Origin of the sequence: Kitasatospora sp. NPDC048545 (assembly GCF_040651155.1) — a bacterium.
GTDB lineage: Bacteria > Actinomycetota > Actinomycetes > Streptomycetales > Streptomycetaceae > Kitasatospora.
The window spans coordinates 78444-94422 of record NZ_JBEZIQ010000033.1 but is presented as its reverse complement, the minus strand read 5'-3'; the positions used below and the strand labels follow the sequence as shown (position 1 = coordinate 94422).

The following is a 15979-nucleotide window of genomic DNA, read 5'->3' as shown; positions in this document are numbered from 1 at the left end:
GGCATCCCGTGCACCCGGAGCGACCTGTGCGACCCGTGCAACCCCGTGCGACCCGTGCAACCCGTGTGAAAGGACAGACGATGGACCGCATCACCGAGCGCATCCTGACCATCCTGCAGGACAAGTTCTCCCTCGACGGCGAGCTCACCGCCACGACCGCCTTCTCCGACCTCGACCTCGACTCCCTCGTGCTGCTGGAGCTGTCGGTGATCCTGGAGCGCGAGTTCGGCGCCCGCATCCCGGAGGACGAGATGGCCGAGGCGGGCAGCGTGGCCGGCCTGGCCGCCCTGATCTCCGCCCGGACCGCCGCGGTCTGACGCCCGCCGCCGCACCCCCCTTCCCGCGACCGCCACCCCTCCGACCCACAGGAGTCACCGATGACGCTGAAGAACCGCTCGGGACAGCCCGTCGAGCAGGACCGCATCGACGCCCTCCGCGCCGCGGTCCGCGGCGAGGTGCTCGCCCAGGACGACGAGGGGTACGCCCGGGCGAGGCTGGTGTGGAACGGCTACTTCAACCGCCGCCCGGGCCTGATCGTGCGCTGCGCGGGCGCCGCCGACGTGGTCGACGCGGTCCGCTTCGCCACCGAGAACGACGTGCTGCTCGCCGTGCGCAGTGGCGGGCACAGCTACCCCGGGCACTCGACCATCGACGACGGCCTGGTCGTCGACCTGAGCCGGCTGAAGGGCATCCGGGTCGACCTGCAGCGCGGCGTCGCGATCTGCGAGCCCGGCCTGCTGCTGGCCGAACTCGACGACGAGACCTACCGGTTCGGGCTCGCCGTCACCGGCGGCCAGGTGTCGCACACCGGCATCGCCGGGCTGACGCTCGGCGGCGGGATCGGCTGGCTGTGCCGCGCCCGGGGGCTCACCGTGGACAACCTGGTCGCGGCGGACGTCGTCCTGGCCGACGGCGAGGTGCGGCGGGCGAGCGCGGAGGACGACGCCGACCTGTTCTGGGCGATCCGCGGCGGCGGCGGCAACTTCGGCATCGTCACCTCCTTCGAGTACCGGCTGCACCCGCAGGGCGCCTGCCGCACCGGCGTCGTGGCCTACCGCGCCGCCGACCACGCGGCGGTGGCCCGCGGCCTGTCCGCGTTCGCCGCCACCGCGCCGGACCGGCTGGGCCTGGCCGCCGGGTTCTTCGACCTGGAGGACGGTTCGACGGGCATCGCCGTCCGCTACGTCGACACCGCACCGGCCGGGGACACGGACGCGCTGGTCGACGCCCTGGCCGGGTTCGGCCCCGAGCCGGTGCTGCGGACCGCCGAGACCCTGCCGTACCCGGAGGTGCAGCAGCTCGCCGACGCCGACATGGCCCACCACCGCCGCTACTACACCCGGTCGTTCATGGTCGACACGGTGACCGAGGAGGCCCTCGCCGCCCTGGCCGAGGGGTACCGGTCCCGGACGTCGGAGCTGTCCCAGATCGGCCTGATGCTGCTCGGCGGCCAGGTCGCCCGGGTCGCCCCGGAGGCCACCGCCTACCCGCACCGCGCCCCCGGGTTCCTGGTCACCCTGCTCGGCGGCTGGACCGAGGAGCGGGACGACCGGGCCAACACCGACTGGTGCCGCTCGGTCTACGACACCTTGCAGGAGTTCACCTCGGGCGGCGTCTACGTCAACGAGCTGGTCGACGAGGGCGAGCGCCGCATCCTCTCCGCCTACGGCGAGGGCCACTACCGGCGGCTGTCGGAACTGAAGGCGAAGTACGACCCCAACAACGTCTTCCGGGTCAACCAGAACATCAAGCCCGCCGAGCCCGCCGGGCCGACCGGGCCCTGAAACGAAAAGAACCCCAGACGAATCTGGGGTTCCTGCCGGTGTCCGAGGGGGGACTTGAACCCCCACGCCCGATAAAGGGCACTAGCACCTCAAGCTAGCGCGTCTGCCATTCCGCCACCCGGACCGGGTGTCGCCCTCGCGGCTTCCGATCTCTCGTCCGTCGCGCTGACAGATGTAACTGTAGCAAAGATCGGCTTGGGCTCCCAAAACGGTTCCCGGCCGGGGTGCGGAGCGGGTGGCGGGAGCAAGGGGTGGCGTGTGGCGGGGGCGTGACCAGGGGGTTTCGAGGACGTGCGGGGGGTGGATCCGGCCCGGGGGCTGGGGGAGGATGGACGGACGTGCTCGTACGGCCCGGGTGCAGGTCCCGGGGGTGGCGCGCTGGTGCGTCGGTGCGGGCCAGAGACGAGGAGTGACCGTGAGCGAGCGGAGCGAGTCGGCGGCGCCGAAGGTGACGGCTGAGTCGGAAGTCGCCGGGATCTGTCGCGATCTGATCCGGATCGACACCAGCAACTACGGGGACGGCTCCGGTCCGGGCGAGCGCAAGGCGGCCGAGTACGTGGCCGAGCAACTCGCCGAGTTCGGGCTGGAGCCGCAGATCTTCGAGTCGGCCAAGGGCCGCGCCTCGACGGTCGTCCGGATCGAGGGCGAGGACCGCTCCCGCCCGGGCCTGCTGATCCACGGCCACACCGACGTGGTGCCGGCCAACGCCGCGGACTGGACGTACGACCCGTTCGGCGGCGAGATCGCCGACGGCTGCGTCTGGGGCCGCGGCGCGGTCGACATGAAGGACATGGACGCGATGACCCTGGCGGTCGTCCGCGACCGGCTGCGCACGGGTCGCAAGCCCCCGCGCGACATCGTGCTGGCCTTCCTCGCCGACGAGGAGGCGGGCGGCACCTACGGGGCGCGCTACCTGGTGGACAAGCACCCGGGGCTGTTCGAGGGCGTGACCGAGGCGATCGGAGAGGTCGGCGGCTTCTCCTTCACGGTCAACGACCAGGTCCGCCTCTACCTGGTGGAGACGGCCGAGAAGGGCATGCACTGGATGCGCCTGACGGTCGAGGGCCGGGCCGGCCACGGCTCGATGGAGAACGACGACAACGCGATCACCGAGCTGTGCGAGGCGGTCGCCCGGCTCGGCCGGCACCAGTTCCCGCTGCGGATCACCAAGACCGTCCGGGCCTTCCTGGACGAGCTGTCGGACGCGCTCGGGGTCGAGCTGGACCCGGAGAACATGGACGAGACGCTGCGCGTCCTCGGCGGCATCGCCAAGATGATCGGCACCACGCTGCGCAACACCGCCCAGCCGACCATGCTCGGCGCCGGGTACAAGGTGAACGTGATCCCCGGGCAGGCCACCGCGCACGTGGACGGGCGCTTCCTGCCCGGCTACGAGGAGGAGTTCCTGGCCGAGCTGGACAGCGTCCTCGGTCCGCGCGTGAAGCGCGAGAGCCTGCACTCGGACAAGGCGATCGAGACCGGTTTCGACGGGGCGCTGGTCGAGGCGATGCAGACCGCACTGCGGGCCGAGGACCCGATCGCCCGGGCGGTGCCGTACTGCCTGTCGGGCGGGACGGACGCCAAGTCCTTCCAGGACCTGGGGATCCGCTGCTTCGGCTTCGCGCCGCTGCAGCTGCCGCCGGAGCTGGACTTCGCCGGGATGTTCCACGGCGTGGACGAGCGGGTGCCGGTGGACGGCCTGACGTTCGGCGTCCGGGTGCTGGACCGCTTCATCGACGCCTGCTGATCAGACGACTGGGTCGGCCCGCTCCCGAGGTGTCGGGGGCGGGCCGACCGCATTGTCGGAGCGAATGATTGTGGGATGGGTCGAGGGAGATCGACAGAAACGATTCTTCCCTGAAATCTGGGCCGACTATGTGTGCGAGACCTCACCGTTGCGGGTGAATGGGAAATCTGTTCCGTACCCCGTTCGCCGCAGCGTCGTTCATCCCTGTGCAGCCCGCCGAACGGGTTGCGTTGTCCGTACAGGAGGAATGATGAAGGTCAAGAAGATCGCCGCTGTCGCCGCCGCCACCGGTGGCCTGGTGCTCGCCGCCGCCGGTGTCGCGTCCGCTCACGGCGGTGCGGGTGCCGAGGGTGTGGCCGCCGGTTCCCCGGGTGTCGTCTCCGGCAACCAGATCCAGATCCCGGTGCACGTTCCGGTGAACGCCTGCGGCAACACCGTCAGCGTGATCGGTGTGCTGAACCCGGCGTTCGGCAACCACTGCGCCAACGTCTGAGTCGACCCTCCGGGCCGCCGAGGCCCGTCGAGAGGACCGGACCCGGCCCCCGGGCGGCGGACGCGCCGCCCGGGGGCCTTCGCGCGCGTCGGCCGGCCGACGCACGGCCGGCGGCTCCGGGCGGGCGTGCGGCGGCCCCGGGCGCGTGCGGGGTGACCCCGGGGTGCATGCAGGACGAACCCGGATGCATGCCCGGCGGGCCCGGATACATGCCCGCCGACGCGATCGCTCGATCGGGTGAAGAAGCCGCGTTCGGCCCAACCTCCCCGTTCGCCTCTCGTTAACTCCTGTGCAGCCGAAGACTTTGCGTGATTTGCGGATATATCAAAATTCCGACTTTCATAAGGTTCATGCCAAGGTCGAATACGTCGTCTCGAAAACGTCAGGGGAAAACATGAGGAATGTAGCCAAGAAGGGGATCCTCACGGCCGTGGCCACCGGCAGTGTGCTGGCCTCGACCGCCGGCTACGCCTACGCGGGCGCCGAGGCGCAGGGAGGTGCGGTCGGATCACCCGGCGTCGCCTCGGGCAACTCGGTGCAGGTGCCGGTCGAGGTGCCGATCAACGCCTGCGGCAACACGGTCGACGTGATCGGTGTGCTGAACCCGGCGTTCGGCAACCACTGCGCCAGCGTCAGCGGCGGCCGGCAGGCGGCGCCCCAGGGCGGCCAGGCCGGTCAGTCCGGCCACGGCGGCCAGGGCGGTACCGCGAGTTCCGGCACCGGCGGGAGCCGGGGCACCACCACCGCGGGTTCCTCCGCCTCCGGCACCGCCGCGGGCTCGCCCGGCGTCGCCTCCGGCAACAGCATCCAGGCCCCGGTCCACGTCCCGGTCAACGCCTGCGGCAACTCCGTGGACGTCGTCGGCGTCGCCAACCCGGCCTTCGGCAACGACTGCGCCAATGTCGCGCAGCCCGCCCCGAAGCCCGCCCCGAAGCCGAGCGACGACTGCCCGGAGGCCAGCCACCCGACCCCGCCGCGCACCGGCGGCGAGACCGTCCCGGGCATCCCGCGCGCCGGTGGCCCGTCCACCACGACCCCGGCCGGCGCTCCGAGCATCCAGGCCGTCCCGGTCGCCGACCGCACGCCGGCCGCGCCGGCCACCCCCGCCACGGCCCAGCTGGCCTCCACCGGTGCCGGTGGTGTCGAGCTGCTCGGCGCGGCCGGGCTCGCCCTGCTGCTCGGCGGCGGCGTCCTCTACCGCCGCGCCCGCGCCGGGGCCCGCTGACCCGGTAGGTCGCGGACCCGCGCGTCCTCACCCGCGGCGGCGCGCAGCCGCGCCGGGAACGACACACCCGCGGTGGGAACGACACACCCGCGGCTGCCCGACGATCGGGCGGCCGCGGGTGTCCGAGGATCTCGGGTGGACCCCCGCTCCGGACGGGTCGACCCGCCCGTCACCAGCTCCGGACCTGGCGGATGATCCTCCGCTTGAGCCGGACCGTCCGGCTGCCGTCGGGGAACAGCCTCAGCCGGTCGAGCTCCCAGTGCCCGTACTCGGCGTGCTCGGTGAGCAGTTGGCGTGCCGCGTTGCGCGTGGTGCCGCGCGGCATGCGCAGCGACTGGTACTCGTACTCCGGCTGCCGGACCGGCTTGCGTGGGATCAAAACGCTCCTCCTGGGGATCACCTGCCGGCAAGCCTACGGCCTGCCCCGGACAGTCGGCCCGGGAATTTCCGGCCGTCCTCCCGTGTGGAAGCGGCGGCCCGGGGGCTCCCGGCCCGGGCGGTCGACTGACAGTGCATCAGTCCTGTTGCTGCTGTGGAGGGGATACCCCGATCCCGGAGCGCGAAGCGGTCCCCGGACGGCCCCGCCGGCCCCGTCGCGCGCCCTCTGCGCCGGTCCCGCGCCGGTGCCGCAGGGGGACGTACGTGTGCAGATCGGACATCAGGGGGGAAGTTGCGGTGAAATCGCGGGTGTAGGTGACAACCGCTGTGCGTACCGACACCGCGGGGAGATAGCGTCTGCACCATGTCTGATGCCGCGCAGCCCACCATTGCCGAGGTACGCGCCGCCGCTGAGGCGGTCAAGGCCGCCATCGACCGTCATCTGGAAGCGGTGTCAACCCCCAACGCAGCCGATGATCCCGCCGTGTCCGCCGCCTACGAGCAGCTCGCGACGGCGGCCATCGCCTACGACCAGCTCCTGTACGAGGCCTACGACGAGGTCACGCCCTTCGAGATCCCCGGGGACGAGGGGCCCGGCGGGTACCACGGCCCCGAACAGCCCGAGGCGATCAGCGTGTTGATCCGCCGCGACTACCACGTCGTCGACTCCGAGCGGTTGCGCGCCCAGGCCGAGCGGCTGGACGAGTCGCTGACTCCGGGCGGCGCCGGCGCGGGCGGGGTGAACGCCGCGATCGGCGTGCTGTTCGGCGAATACGAGCCGGACGAGATCGCCGCCCGCAGCGAGGAGTTCGGCCTGGAGGAGGCGGACTCGACGCTCTGGGTCGCGGCGGCGGAGTCGACGGAGCCCGGGGAGTGGCTGCCGGAGCCCTTCGAACACGCCGATCCGCAGCTGCTGATCTGCCGGTTCGACGTGAGCGAGGTCTACGACGACGAGGACCCGGACGACTGAGGCCGTCCGGGACGGGCGACGCCCGGGCGCCCTCAGTCGGCCGGGCGCCGGACACCCGAAACGCACGACGTCCGGGGCGTGCACGACGGGCGGGCCCCATGACCCCGGGGCCCGCCCGTCGTGCACGTCCGCGGCCCGGTCACGCCGGGCCCGAGGACGCCGGGCCTCAGGACACCGAGGCGGCGTTCTCGGCGAGGACCGCCCGCAGCCGGGTGGTGCGCGACTGCGCCGGGCGCTCGGCGACGGCCTGGGCGAGCGCCGGACCCGCCGCGTGCACCACGGACAGGTGCCGCTCGGCCCGGCCGAAGGCGGTGTAGACCCACTGCCGGGTGAGCGCCGGGGCGGCGTCCTCGGGGAGCACGACCACGGCGCCCGGCCAGCGGCGGCCCAGCGCCTGGTGGGCCGTCAGTGCCCAGCCGTGCCGCAGCCGGGCGGCCTCGGCGGGCGGGACCGTCCGGCGCGAGCCGTCCACGTACTCCAGGTGCAGGCCGGTGGCGTCGGCGTCCAGCACCCGGGCCGGGTGGGTGACGCCGGGCGCGGGGGAGTCGACCACCCGGTCGCCCGGGTCGAAGCCGCCGAACCGGCCGGGGCCGGGGTTCAGCCGCGCCTTGGCGGCCGCGTTGAGCACCCGGGTGCCGGCCGCACCGCCGTGGCCGGGGGTGAGCAGCACCACCTGCTCGGCCGGGATGCCGAGGGCGCGCGGGATGGAGTCGGTGAGCAGCTGGACGGCGCGGTGGACGGCCTCGCCCGCGTCCTTGGCGGTCAGGATGACCACCTCCTTGTCCGGCGCGTCGACCGGCTGGAGCTCGCCGATGCCGACGCCGGAGACCAGCTCGCCGATCGGACCGAAGTCCGGGGTGCGGGAGGCGACCGCCGGGCAGACCTTGGCAGCCAGCAGGTCGGCGAAGATGCGGCCCGGTCCGGCCGACCAGAGCTGGCCCGGGTCACCGCTGAGCACCAGTCGGGTGCCGTCGGCGAGCGACTCCAGGACGGTCGCGGCCAGTTCCAGGTCCAGCAGCGGTGCGTCCAGGACGACCAGCAGGTCCAGGGCGAGCATGCCGTCCGGGGCGCGACCGGGGCCGCCGACGCCGGAGAGCAGGTCGGCGAGGGTGGTGACAACGGGAGTCCCGGCCTGGGCCTCGGCCCCGGCCCCGGCCGCGTGGAGCGCGGCGAAGGAGTCCCGGCCCTGGTCGGTCCAGGCGGCGGCCCAGGCCCGCAGCCCGAGGCCGCGGGCGGCGGCGATCAGTGCGGCGGGTTCGGCGCGGGACGCCTCGCCGCCGGTGTGCAGCACCAGGGCGCCGTCGGCGACGGCGCGGATCAGGGCGGTCGCCGAGGAGGAGGGCGCGGCCGCGGCGGCGGCCTCCCAGGCGGTCGGCCCGGGGGCGGCGGGGGCGCCGACGGCCTCACCCGGCTCACCCGGGCCTTCGGCCTCCGCGCTGTCGTCCTCCTGCTCCTCGGCCCCGGGGGCGGCGTCGGACGGGACGGTCTCCTGCTCGGGCCCGGCAGCGGCAGCCTCCTCGGCGTCCGCCTCGCCGACGTCCTCGCCCGGGACGAAGGTGGCCATCAGCTTGACGAGTTCCTCGGCGAGGGTGTCCTCCGCCATCGCCAGCCGCTCCAGCGCGAGCAGTGTCCGGGTCGGCGGCTCGTCGTCGTCCTCGCCCCCGGCCGCGTGCGCCTCGGGGCCGGTCAGCTCCTCCTGGGAGGGCAGCACCCGCCCGTCCTCGACGGCGGACTGGATCGCGGCCGCCGGGTCGGGCATCCGGAGCCGTTCCAGCCCGGCGGCCACCTCGGCCAGGTCCAGGGCCGAGTGTCCGCGCAGCACCGCCTGTTCCAGCAGCCACGGCACCAGCGCCCTGGCGCGGCGCGCGTCGCCGGGCCCGGCGTCGGGGCCCAGCAGCCCGCGGGCGAAGCCGTCCGCCTGCTCGGGGCGGACGCCGGGCAGGCCCAGCACCGCCCACGGGTCCGTGCGCAGCCGCTCGGCCGCGCCCTCGCCGAACTCGGCCACGGCGGCCGGAGCCAGGTCTGCCGGGGCGCCGCCGGCGGTCAGCACCGCGGCGGTCGCCTGGAGCGCGTCGTCGTGCTGCTCGTCGGGCGCCCCGGTGGTCGCCGCGGTCGCGGCCGCCGCAACCGTCGGCCCGGAAGGCCCGGAAGGCCCGGAAGGCGCGACCGGCGAGGGGGCGGCCGGAGCCGCGGCCTGCTCGGCCTGCTCGCCCGGTTCCGCCGGTTCCGCCGTTCGCTGCGCCGGAGCGGCAGCACTGCCGCGTGGACCCAGGCCCTCGGGCCTGGCCCCTCCCAGCCCCTGCGGCCTGGTGCTGAGCATGTCCTTCCGCAGCTGTGCGACCCTGGCCGCCTTCTCCTCCGGAGTCAGCTGAGCCCCGCCGGCCCCCTCCGGAGCGCCGTTGCCCGTGTCACTCATCGTCGTCCGCTCCAAAGGTCACTCCACTGCACGTTCCGCTCGACGATCCGGCCCGGGCCTCACAGCTCGGTCCACCCCTGGTCCGGGTAGCGGTGCACCGGGGACGAGACGTCGTCCAGCGCGCCGCGGATCTCACCCGGAAGCGTAAGCTCCTCCACCGACAACGCCGCCTGCAGCTGTGCCACCGTCCGCGCGCCGACCAGGGCGCTCGCCACCCCGGGCCGGTCCCGGACCCAGGCCAGCGCGACCGCCAGCGGGCTGCTGGCGAGGCCGTCGGCGGCGGTGGCGAGGGCGTCCACGATCCGTCGCGAGCGCTCCCCGAGGTACGGCTGGACGAAGCCGGCCAGGTACGGGGAGGCCCCGCGCGAGTCCGGCGGGACGCCGTGCCGGTACTTCCCGGTGAGCACCCCGCGGCCGAGCGGAGAGCCGGCCAGCACCCCGATCCCGGCGTCCAGCGCGGCGGGCAGCGCCTCCCGCTCGATCCCGCGCTGGAGCAGCGAGTACTCCAGCTGCGCGCCGGCCGGCGGCACCCGCCCATGGTGGGCGCGCTGCCAGGTGGCGGCCTTGGCGAGCTGCCAGCCGCTGAAGTCGCAGACCCCGACGTAGCGGGCGCGCCCGGAGGACACGGCGATGTCGAGGGCGCTGAGCGTCTCCTCGACCGGGGTCGTCGGGTCGAAGGAGTGCACCTGCCAGAGGTCGACGTGGTCGGTGCCGAGGCGGTGCAGCGAGGCGTCCAGGGCGGAGAGCAGGTGGCCGCGCGAGCAGTCGAAGCGGCGGGCGGACTCGGGGACGCTGCCGGCCTTGGTGGCGATGACGAGTTCGGAGCGGGGGATCAGGTTGTCGGTGAGTCGGGACAGCAGGTACTCGGCGCCGCCGTCGGCGTACACGTCGGCCGTGTCGACCAGGTTGCCGCCGGCGTCCACGAACGCCTTGAGCTGCTCGGCGGCCTCGTGTTCGTCGGTGTCGCGGCCCCAGGTCATGGTGCCGAGGCCGAGCCGGGAGACCTGCAGGCCGGTGCGGCCCAGGTGACGCTGTTCCATCGGACGGGCCCTCCACTGGCCGGTGGCCCCGGGTGCCCCGGCAGCCCTGTGAACGCGCAGGTGGGGCAGAGCGCTCCCCACGTCGGCCGAGCGTAGCGGCCGGTGTGCGGACAGGTGCGGAGACCCGCAGAACGATCATCACTGGGGGTGCCGCTCGCCCGCCCGCCCGCGGGGTGGGGCGACCGTGTGACCCGGCCCACCACTACCCGTCAGTAGCATGGCGGGTGCGGGCGCGGTTACCCTCGGCCCGACCCAACCCACTGGAAGGTGCGGCAGATGCGACTCGGTATCAACCTCGGCTACTGGGGACTCGGCATGGACGCCGACAACATCGCCGTGGCCCAGGAGGCGGACCGGCTCGGCTACGCGGTCTGCTGGGCGGCGGAGGCGTACGGCTCGGACGCCGCGACGGTGCTCAGCTACGTCGCCGCGAAGACGGAGCGGATCGACGTCGGCTCGGCCATCTTCCAGATCCCGGCCCGCACGCCGGCGATGACCGCGATGACCGCCGCGACCCTGGACACCCTGTCGGGCGGCCGGTTCCGGCTCGGCCTCGGAGTCTCCGGCCCGCAGGTGTCCGAGGGCTGGTACGGCGTGAAGTTCGACAAGCCGCTGGCCCGCACCCGCGAGTACGTGGAGATCATCCGCAAGGCGATGTCCCGCGAGCGCCTGGTCCACGAGGGCGCGCACTGGACGCTGCCGCTGCCCGGCGGCCCGGGCAAGCCGATCAAGCTCACCGTGCACCCGGTGCGCGAGCAGATCCCGCTGTACATCGCCGCGATCGGCCCCAGGAACCTGGAGCTGACCGGAGAGATCGCCGACGGCTGGCTCGGCATCTTCTTCTCGCCCGAGCACGCCGCGATGTCCCTCGACCCGCTGACCGCCGGTCGCGCCAAGGCCGGGAGGACGCTGGACGGCTTCGACCTCTGCCCGACCGTGAACCTCGCGGTCGGCGAGGACATCAAGGCCGGGGTCGACGCCCTGCGCTCGTACGCCGCGCTCTACATCGGCGGCATGGGCAGCAAGGAGAAGAACTTCTACAACCAGCTGACCCGGCGGATGGGCTACGAGCAGGCCGCCGACGAGATCCAGGAGAAGTACCTGGCCAGGGACTACGCGGGGGCCGCGGCCGCCGTTCCGCACGACCTGATCGACGCCACCTCGCTGATCGGCGACACCGCCCGGATCGCCGACCGGATGCAGGCCTACGCCGACGCGGGCGTCACCACGCTCACCCTGGCCCCCTCCGGGTTCACCCTGGACGAGCGGATCCTGGCGCTGCGCACGGGTGTCGAGGCGCTGGAGCGGGCCGGGCTGGCGTAGCGCCGGACCGGCGGCGCGGACCGGGGGTCGGCGGCACTACAGCCAGTCGTGCCGCTTGAACACCCGGTGCAGGACCGCGCAGACCGCGGCCATCAGCACCAGCACCGCCGGGTACCCCCAGGGCTGGTGGAGTTCGGGCATGTCGTCGAAGTTCATCCCGTAGATGCCGGCGATCATCGTCGGCACGGCGGCCAGCGCCGCCCAGGCCGAGATCTTCCGCATGTCGTTGTTCTGCTGCACGCTGACCTGCGCCAGGTTCGCGTTGAGGATGTCGGACAGCAGCCGGTCCATGCCGTCCACCTGGTCGTTCACCCGGGCCAGGTGGTCGGCGACGTCCCGCAGGTAGGGCGCGGTCTCGGGGCGGACGAAGCGGGTGCCCTGCTCCAGCGTCAGCATCGGTTCCAGCAGCGGGCCGGTGGCGCGGCGCACGGCCATCACCTGACGCTTGTAACCGTAGATCCGCCCGGCGGTGTCGCGGCCGACCCGGCCGGGGGTGAAGATGTCGGACTCCAGCTCGTCCAGGTCGGTCTGCAGTGCGGTGGTGACCTCCATGTAGCCGTCCACGATGGTGTCGGCGACCGAGTGCAGCACCGAGCTGGGGCCGTAGCGCAGCAGTTCGGGTTCCTGTTCCAGCAGGGCCCGCAGGCCGCCGAGCGGGCTGTCCTGGCCGTGCCGGACGGTCATCACGAAGTCGGGGCCGAGGAAGACCATCACCTCGCCGACCGTGGCGACGTGCGCGCCGGGGGCGTAGCCGAGGGTCTTGAGGGCGATGAACAGCGAGCCCTGGTAGGCCTCGACCTTGGGGCGCTGGTGGGCGCGGACCGCGTCCTCGACGGCGAGCGGGTGCAGCCCGAACTCCTCGCCGACGTGGTCGAGTTCCTCGGCGGTCGGCTCGAGGAGGCCTATCCAGACGAAGCCGTCCGGACCGGCCGCGCGGGCGGCGGCGAGCGCGCCGGCCAGGTCGTCGGGGGCCTCGATCCGGCGGCCGTCGCAGTAGGCGGCGCATTGGACGATCATGCGTGCCATTGTCACCCGGCCGCGGCCGGGCGAAACGGACCCGGGGTGGAACGGTTCGCCGGGAGGAGCGCCGACTCCGGGTCGGAGCGGGCCCGGAGCGCCCGGAGCGCCGGGCGCGGGACCGCCCGGTCAGCCGACGGCGACCGGACGGCGACCGGCCTCCACGGCCGGGCCCGGAGGCCGTAGGCTAGGCCCCATGCCCACCCTGCTGCTCGTCCGTCACGGCCGCTCCACCGCGAACACTGCTGGGATCCTGGCCGGTTGGACCCCCGGCGTCGACCTCGACGACACCGGGCGGGCGCAGGCCGTCGCGCTGGCCGACCGGTTGGCCGGCGTCCCGCTGGCGCGGGCCGTCAGCAGTCCGCTGGAGCGTTGTCGGCAGACGCTGGAACCGCTGCTGGCCGCCCGGCCCGAGCTGGGTGGGCCGGCCGAGGACGACCGGCTGGGGGAGTGCCACTACGGCGAGTGGACCGGCCGGCCGCTGGCCGAGCTGGCCAAGGAGCCGCTCTGGCGCACCGTCCAGGACCACGCCGCCGCGGCGGCGTTCCCCGGCGGCGAGTCACTGCGCGAACTGAGCCACCGCACGGTGAGCGCGGTGCGCGAGTGGAACGGGAAGATCGCCGCCGAGCACGGCGAGGACGCGGTCTGGATCGCCTGCTCGCACGGTGACGTGATCAAGGCGGTGGTGGCCGACGCGCTGGGCCTGCACCTGGACCACTTCCAGCGGATCAGCGTCGAGCCCTGCTCGGTCACCGCGATCCGCTACACCCCGCAGCGGCCCTTCGTGCTGAGAATGGGCGACACCGGTGACCTCGCCTCGCTGGCGCCGAGGAGCGGCCCGGCCCCGGCCGCCCCGGTCGGTGACGCGGTGGTCGGCGGCACCGCCTGAGGGGCGCCGTCCGAGCGGTACGGCCCGCGACCCCCGAGGCGCGAGCCCGTGGCGCCGGCTGCGGCGCAAGCCCGCGACACCCGTCCGGGCGGCACCGCCCGCGCCGCGGTGTGCCACCCGCCCGCGGCCGTCGGCTCGGCTCCCCGGCCGGAGCCCGAAGGTCGTAGGGTGACTAACAAGTCCGAACACCCGCGATCCCCCACGGCGGATCCGCGCCGACCGACACGATCCGGAGCGAGAGCGTGACCCGTCAGGTCTTCTTCTACGACCAGCCCGAGCGGTTCGTGGCCGGCACCGTCGGCCAGCCCGGTGCCAGGGCGTTCTACCTGCAGGCCAGTGCCCGGGGCCGGATCACCAGCGTGCTGCTGGAGAAGACCCAGGTCGCGGCGCTCGCCGAGCGCATCGAGGAGGTCCTGGACGAGGCGCTGCGGCGCAGCGGCGGCGACGCCTCCATCCCGGCCGCCGCCCCGAAGGACCTGCTCGACACCGCCCCGCTGGACCTGCCGCTGGAGCAGGAGTTCCGGGTCGGCACGATGGCCCTGGCCTGGGACAGCGTGGACGGCTGCCTGGTGGTCGAGGCGCAGGCGCTGGTCGAGGAGGAGGAAGAGGAGGAGGCCGCCGCCGCGGTCTTCACCGACGACGACGCCGGCCCGGACATGCTGCGGGTGCGCCTGTCCGGCGCGATGGCACGGGTGTTCGCCCGGCGCGCGCTGGACCTGGTCGAGGCGGGCCGCAAGCCCTGCCCGTTCTGCAACCTGCCGCTCGACCCGGAGGGCCACCTGTGCCCGCGCGCGAACGGCTACCGGCGCTGAACACCGAGACGCCGCCGCAGGCCGATCCGGCGGCCGCCGCCGCGCTGGCCGCCGATGTGCCCACCGCCCTCGCGCTGCTGCGCCAGGGCGAACTGACCGTGCACGGCCGGCTGACCGAGGCCTCCAACGCCGCGCTGTACTGCACGGTCGCGCACGGATCGCTGAGCGCGCAGTGCGTCTACAAGCCGGTGGCCGGGGAGCGTCCGCTCTGGGACTTCCCGGACGGCACGCTGGCCGGCCGCGAGGTCGCCGCGTACGAGCTGTCCGCGGCGACCGGCTGGGCGCTGATCCCGCCCACCGTGCTGCGGGACGGCCCGCACGGGCCGGGCATGGTGCAGCTGTGGGTCGAGCCCGACCCGGGGGCCGATCCGCTGCTCGCGCTGCAGGACCCGCGCGGCCCGGAGGAGGGCTGGCTGCCGATCGTCCGGGCCGAGGTCGAGGGCGGGCGCACCGCGCTGCTGGTGCACCACGACGACCGGCGGCTGCGCCGGCTCGCCGTGCTGGACGCGGTGCTCAACAACGCCGACCGCAAGGGCGGTCACCTGATCCCGGCCGCCGACGGCCGGGTGTACGGCATCGACCACGGCGTCACCTTCAACACCGAGGGCAAGTTGCGCACCCTGCTCTGGGGCTGGGCGGGGGATCCGCTGCCGGCCGAGGCGCTGGAGGTGCTGGCCGGGCTCGCGGGGCAGTTGGACGGCGAGCTCGCCGAGCGCCTCGCCCCGCACCTGACGGAGGCGGAGCTGGACGCGACCAGAGCCCGGGTGGCCGAACTGCGTGGCTCCGGCCGCCATCCGCTGCCCTCCGAGGACTGGCCCGCGATTCCCTGGCCGCCGGTCTAGACCGCACTCGCTGATGGTCTGGACCTTTCGCCGGAATCGGTCGCACACTGCTCCGATGGACGCGCGACGGACCACCCCCACCCCCCGAACCGCACCGGACCTGCCGTTGCACCGCCTGCAGGTCCCGCTGCCCCAGCTGCTGCCCTTCGCGATCGGCAGTTTCGACGCGATCGGCCCGCTCTCCCGGGCCGGTTTCCCCCACCGGCACTCGTTCCACGAGATCGTCCACGTCACCGGCGGCCGCGGCGCCCACGTCCTGGACCTCGTCCACCGGCCGCTGGCGCCGCCGCAGTTGTGCGTGATCACCCCCGGTCAGGTGCACTACTGGGCGGAGACCGAGGAACTCACCGGCCGGGTCGTCCTGTTCAACGAGGACTTCCTGCTCGGCCACCCGCAGGACCTGGCCGCCTTGCGGGCCCTGGCCACCCGCCCGGCCCTCGCGCTCGGCGGGCAGGCCGACGCGATCGCCGCCCTGTTCGCCGACATGGAGCACGAGTACCTGACCAGGGCGCCCGGCTACCAGGGCGTGCTGCGGGCGAGCCTGCACATCCTGATCGTCCGGGCGCTGCGCGCCTGCGCCCCGCACGGCGCCCCCGCGGTGCCCGGCCGGCCGGCCGAGGTGGCCGCCGCCTTCACCCGGCTGATCGCCAGGCCGGGCGGGGTGCGGCACTCGGTGGCCTCCACGGCCCAGGAGCTCGGCGTCTCCCCGGGGCACCTGCAGACCCTGGTCAAGCAGGCGACCGGCCGCACCCCGGGCGGGCTGATCCGCCGCCAGCAGACCCTGGAGGCCAAACGGCTGCTCGCCTGCACGGATCTGACGATCCGTCAGGTGGCGAAGGAGGCGGGCTTCGTGGATCCGGCGTACTTCTGTCGCTTCTTCCGGCGGGAGACCGGGATGACGCCGGGGGAGTTCCGGGCCCGGGTCGACGGAAATCACCACGATCCCCGGATCATGTCCATCGCGGTCGCGCCGGACGGCCCGTAGTTTTGCTGCTGGCCGCCGGTGGCCGGTCCGGCGCGCGCGGACGGGCGGCCGGTCCGGC

The 15979-nt window shown here is 74.0% G+C and carries 15 protein-coding genes and 1 tRNA gene; 11 read left to right on the top strand and 5 right to left on the bottom strand.

From position 1 onward, the window contains the following. The first annotated feature begins 80 nt into the window (after window positions 1–80). Entirely contained in the window at window positions 81–317 is a 237-nt protein-coding gene (locus AB0D10_RS28200; protein ID WP_360261703.1) for a phosphopantetheine-binding protein, read from the top strand. Window positions 318–377: 60 nt separating this feature from the next. Beyond that, window positions 378–1784, top strand: a complete 1407-nt coding sequence (locus tag AB0D10_RS28195; RefSeq protein ID WP_360261700.1) for an FAD-binding oxidoreductase — start codon at window positions 378–380, stop codon at window positions 1782–1784. 39 nt (window positions 1785–1823) lie between these two features. On the opposite strand, the gene AB0D10_RS28190 is transcribed toward AB0D10_RS28195, so the two are convergent. Further along, window positions 1824–1908: transfer RNA gene (locus AB0D10_RS28190), tRNA-Leu, on the bottom strand. A 291-nt stretch (window positions 1909–2199) separates the two neighbouring features. Between AB0D10_RS28190 and AB0D10_RS28185 the strand changes: the two genes are divergently transcribed. From AB0D10_RS28185 to AB0D10_RS28175, 3 genes are all read left to right on the top strand, one after another. Next, a complete protein-coding gene (locus AB0D10_RS28185; protein ID WP_360261697.1) occupies window positions 2200–3531 on the top strand; it encodes a M20/M25/M40 family metallo-hydrolase in 1332 nt (443 codons plus the stop codon). 247 nt (window positions 3532–3778) lie between these two features. Next, window positions 3779–4024 carry a chaplin gene (locus tag AB0D10_RS28180; RefSeq protein ID WP_360261694.1) on the top strand — a complete coding sequence of 82 codons (246 nt, stop codon included), beginning with the start codon at window positions 3779–3781 and terminating at the stop codon, window positions 4022–4024. Window positions 4025–4418: 394 nt separating this feature from the next. After that, window positions 4419–5249 (top strand): chaplin, encoded by an 831-nt coding sequence (locus tag AB0D10_RS28175; protein WP_360261692.1) that lies wholly within the window; start codon window positions 4419–4421, stop codon window positions 5247–5249. Between the two features lie 169 nt (window positions 5250–5418). Here AB0D10_RS28175 and AB0D10_RS28170 read toward each other — a convergent pair whose 3' ends face one another. Next, window positions 5419–5625, bottom strand: coding sequence for a DUF5703 family protein (locus tag AB0D10_RS28170; protein WP_360261758.1), 207 nt, complete (start codon window positions 5623–5625; stop codon window positions 5419–5421). 366 nt (window positions 5626–5991) lie between these two features. On the opposite strand from AB0D10_RS28170, the gene AB0D10_RS28165 reads away from it, so the two are divergent. Continuing rightward, window positions 5992–6597, top strand: a complete 606-nt coding sequence (locus tag AB0D10_RS28165) for a hypothetical protein (RefSeq protein WP_360261690.1) — start codon at window positions 5992–5994, stop codon at window positions 6595–6597. A gap of 166 nt (window positions 6598–6763) precedes the next feature. Here AB0D10_RS28165 and AB0D10_RS28160 read toward each other — a convergent pair whose 3' ends face one another. Both AB0D10_RS28160 and AB0D10_RS28155 read right to left on the bottom strand, forming a co-directional pair. Further along, window positions 6764–9013: an AAA family ATPase gene (locus tag AB0D10_RS28160; protein ID WP_360261688.1), complete on the bottom strand. Its 2250-nt coding sequence runs from the start codon at window positions 9011–9013 to the stop codon at window positions 6764–6766. Between the two features lie 59 nt (window positions 9014–9072). Continuing rightward, window positions 9073–10053 carry an aldo/keto reductase gene (locus AB0D10_RS28155; protein ID WP_360261685.1) on the bottom strand — a complete coding sequence of 327 codons (981 nt, stop codon included), beginning with the start codon at window positions 10051–10053 and terminating at the stop codon, window positions 9073–9075. 276 nt (window positions 10054–10329) lie between these two features. Here AB0D10_RS28155 and AB0D10_RS28150 point away from each other — a divergent pair, with 276 nt between their 5' ends. Continuing rightward, a complete protein-coding gene (locus AB0D10_RS28150; protein WP_360261682.1) occupies window positions 10330–11376 on the top strand; it encodes an LLM class F420-dependent oxidoreductase in 1047 nt (348 codons plus the stop codon). A gap of 36 nt (window positions 11377–11412) precedes the next feature. Here AB0D10_RS28150 and AB0D10_RS28145 read toward each other — a convergent pair whose 3' ends face one another. Continuing rightward, entirely contained in the window at window positions 11413–12393 is a 981-nt protein-coding gene (locus AB0D10_RS28145; protein ID WP_360261679.1) for a magnesium and cobalt transport protein CorA, read from the bottom strand. Between the two features lie 196 nt (window positions 12394–12589). Here AB0D10_RS28145 and AB0D10_RS28140 point away from each other — a divergent pair, with 196 nt between their 5' ends. The 4 genes from AB0D10_RS28140 (at window position 12590) to AB0D10_RS28125 (ending at window position 15921) form a co-directional block, all read left to right on the top strand. Beyond that, complete coding sequence (locus tag AB0D10_RS28140; protein WP_360261676.1) at window positions 12590–13282, top strand: histidine phosphatase family protein; 693 nt, start codon at window positions 12590–12592, stop codon at window positions 13280–13282. Window positions 13283–13524: 242 nt separating this feature from the next. After that, complete coding sequence (locus AB0D10_RS28135) at window positions 13525–14094, top strand: DUF3090 family protein (RefSeq protein WP_360261673.1); 570 nt, start codon at window positions 13525–13527, stop codon at window positions 14092–14094. 44 nt (window positions 14095–14138) lie between these two features. After that, window positions 14139–14936 carry an SCO1664 family protein gene (locus AB0D10_RS28130; RefSeq protein ID WP_360261756.1) on the top strand — a complete coding sequence of 266 codons (798 nt, stop codon included), beginning with the start codon at window positions 14139–14141 and terminating at the stop codon, window positions 14934–14936. 55 nt (window positions 14937–14991) lie between these two features. Then, window positions 14992–15921 carry an AraC family transcriptional regulator gene (locus tag AB0D10_RS28125; protein WP_360261670.1) on the top strand — a complete coding sequence of 310 codons (930 nt, stop codon included), beginning with the start codon at window positions 14992–14994 and terminating at the stop codon, window positions 15919–15921. The last annotated feature ends 58 nt before the right edge of the window (window positions 15922–15979 follow it).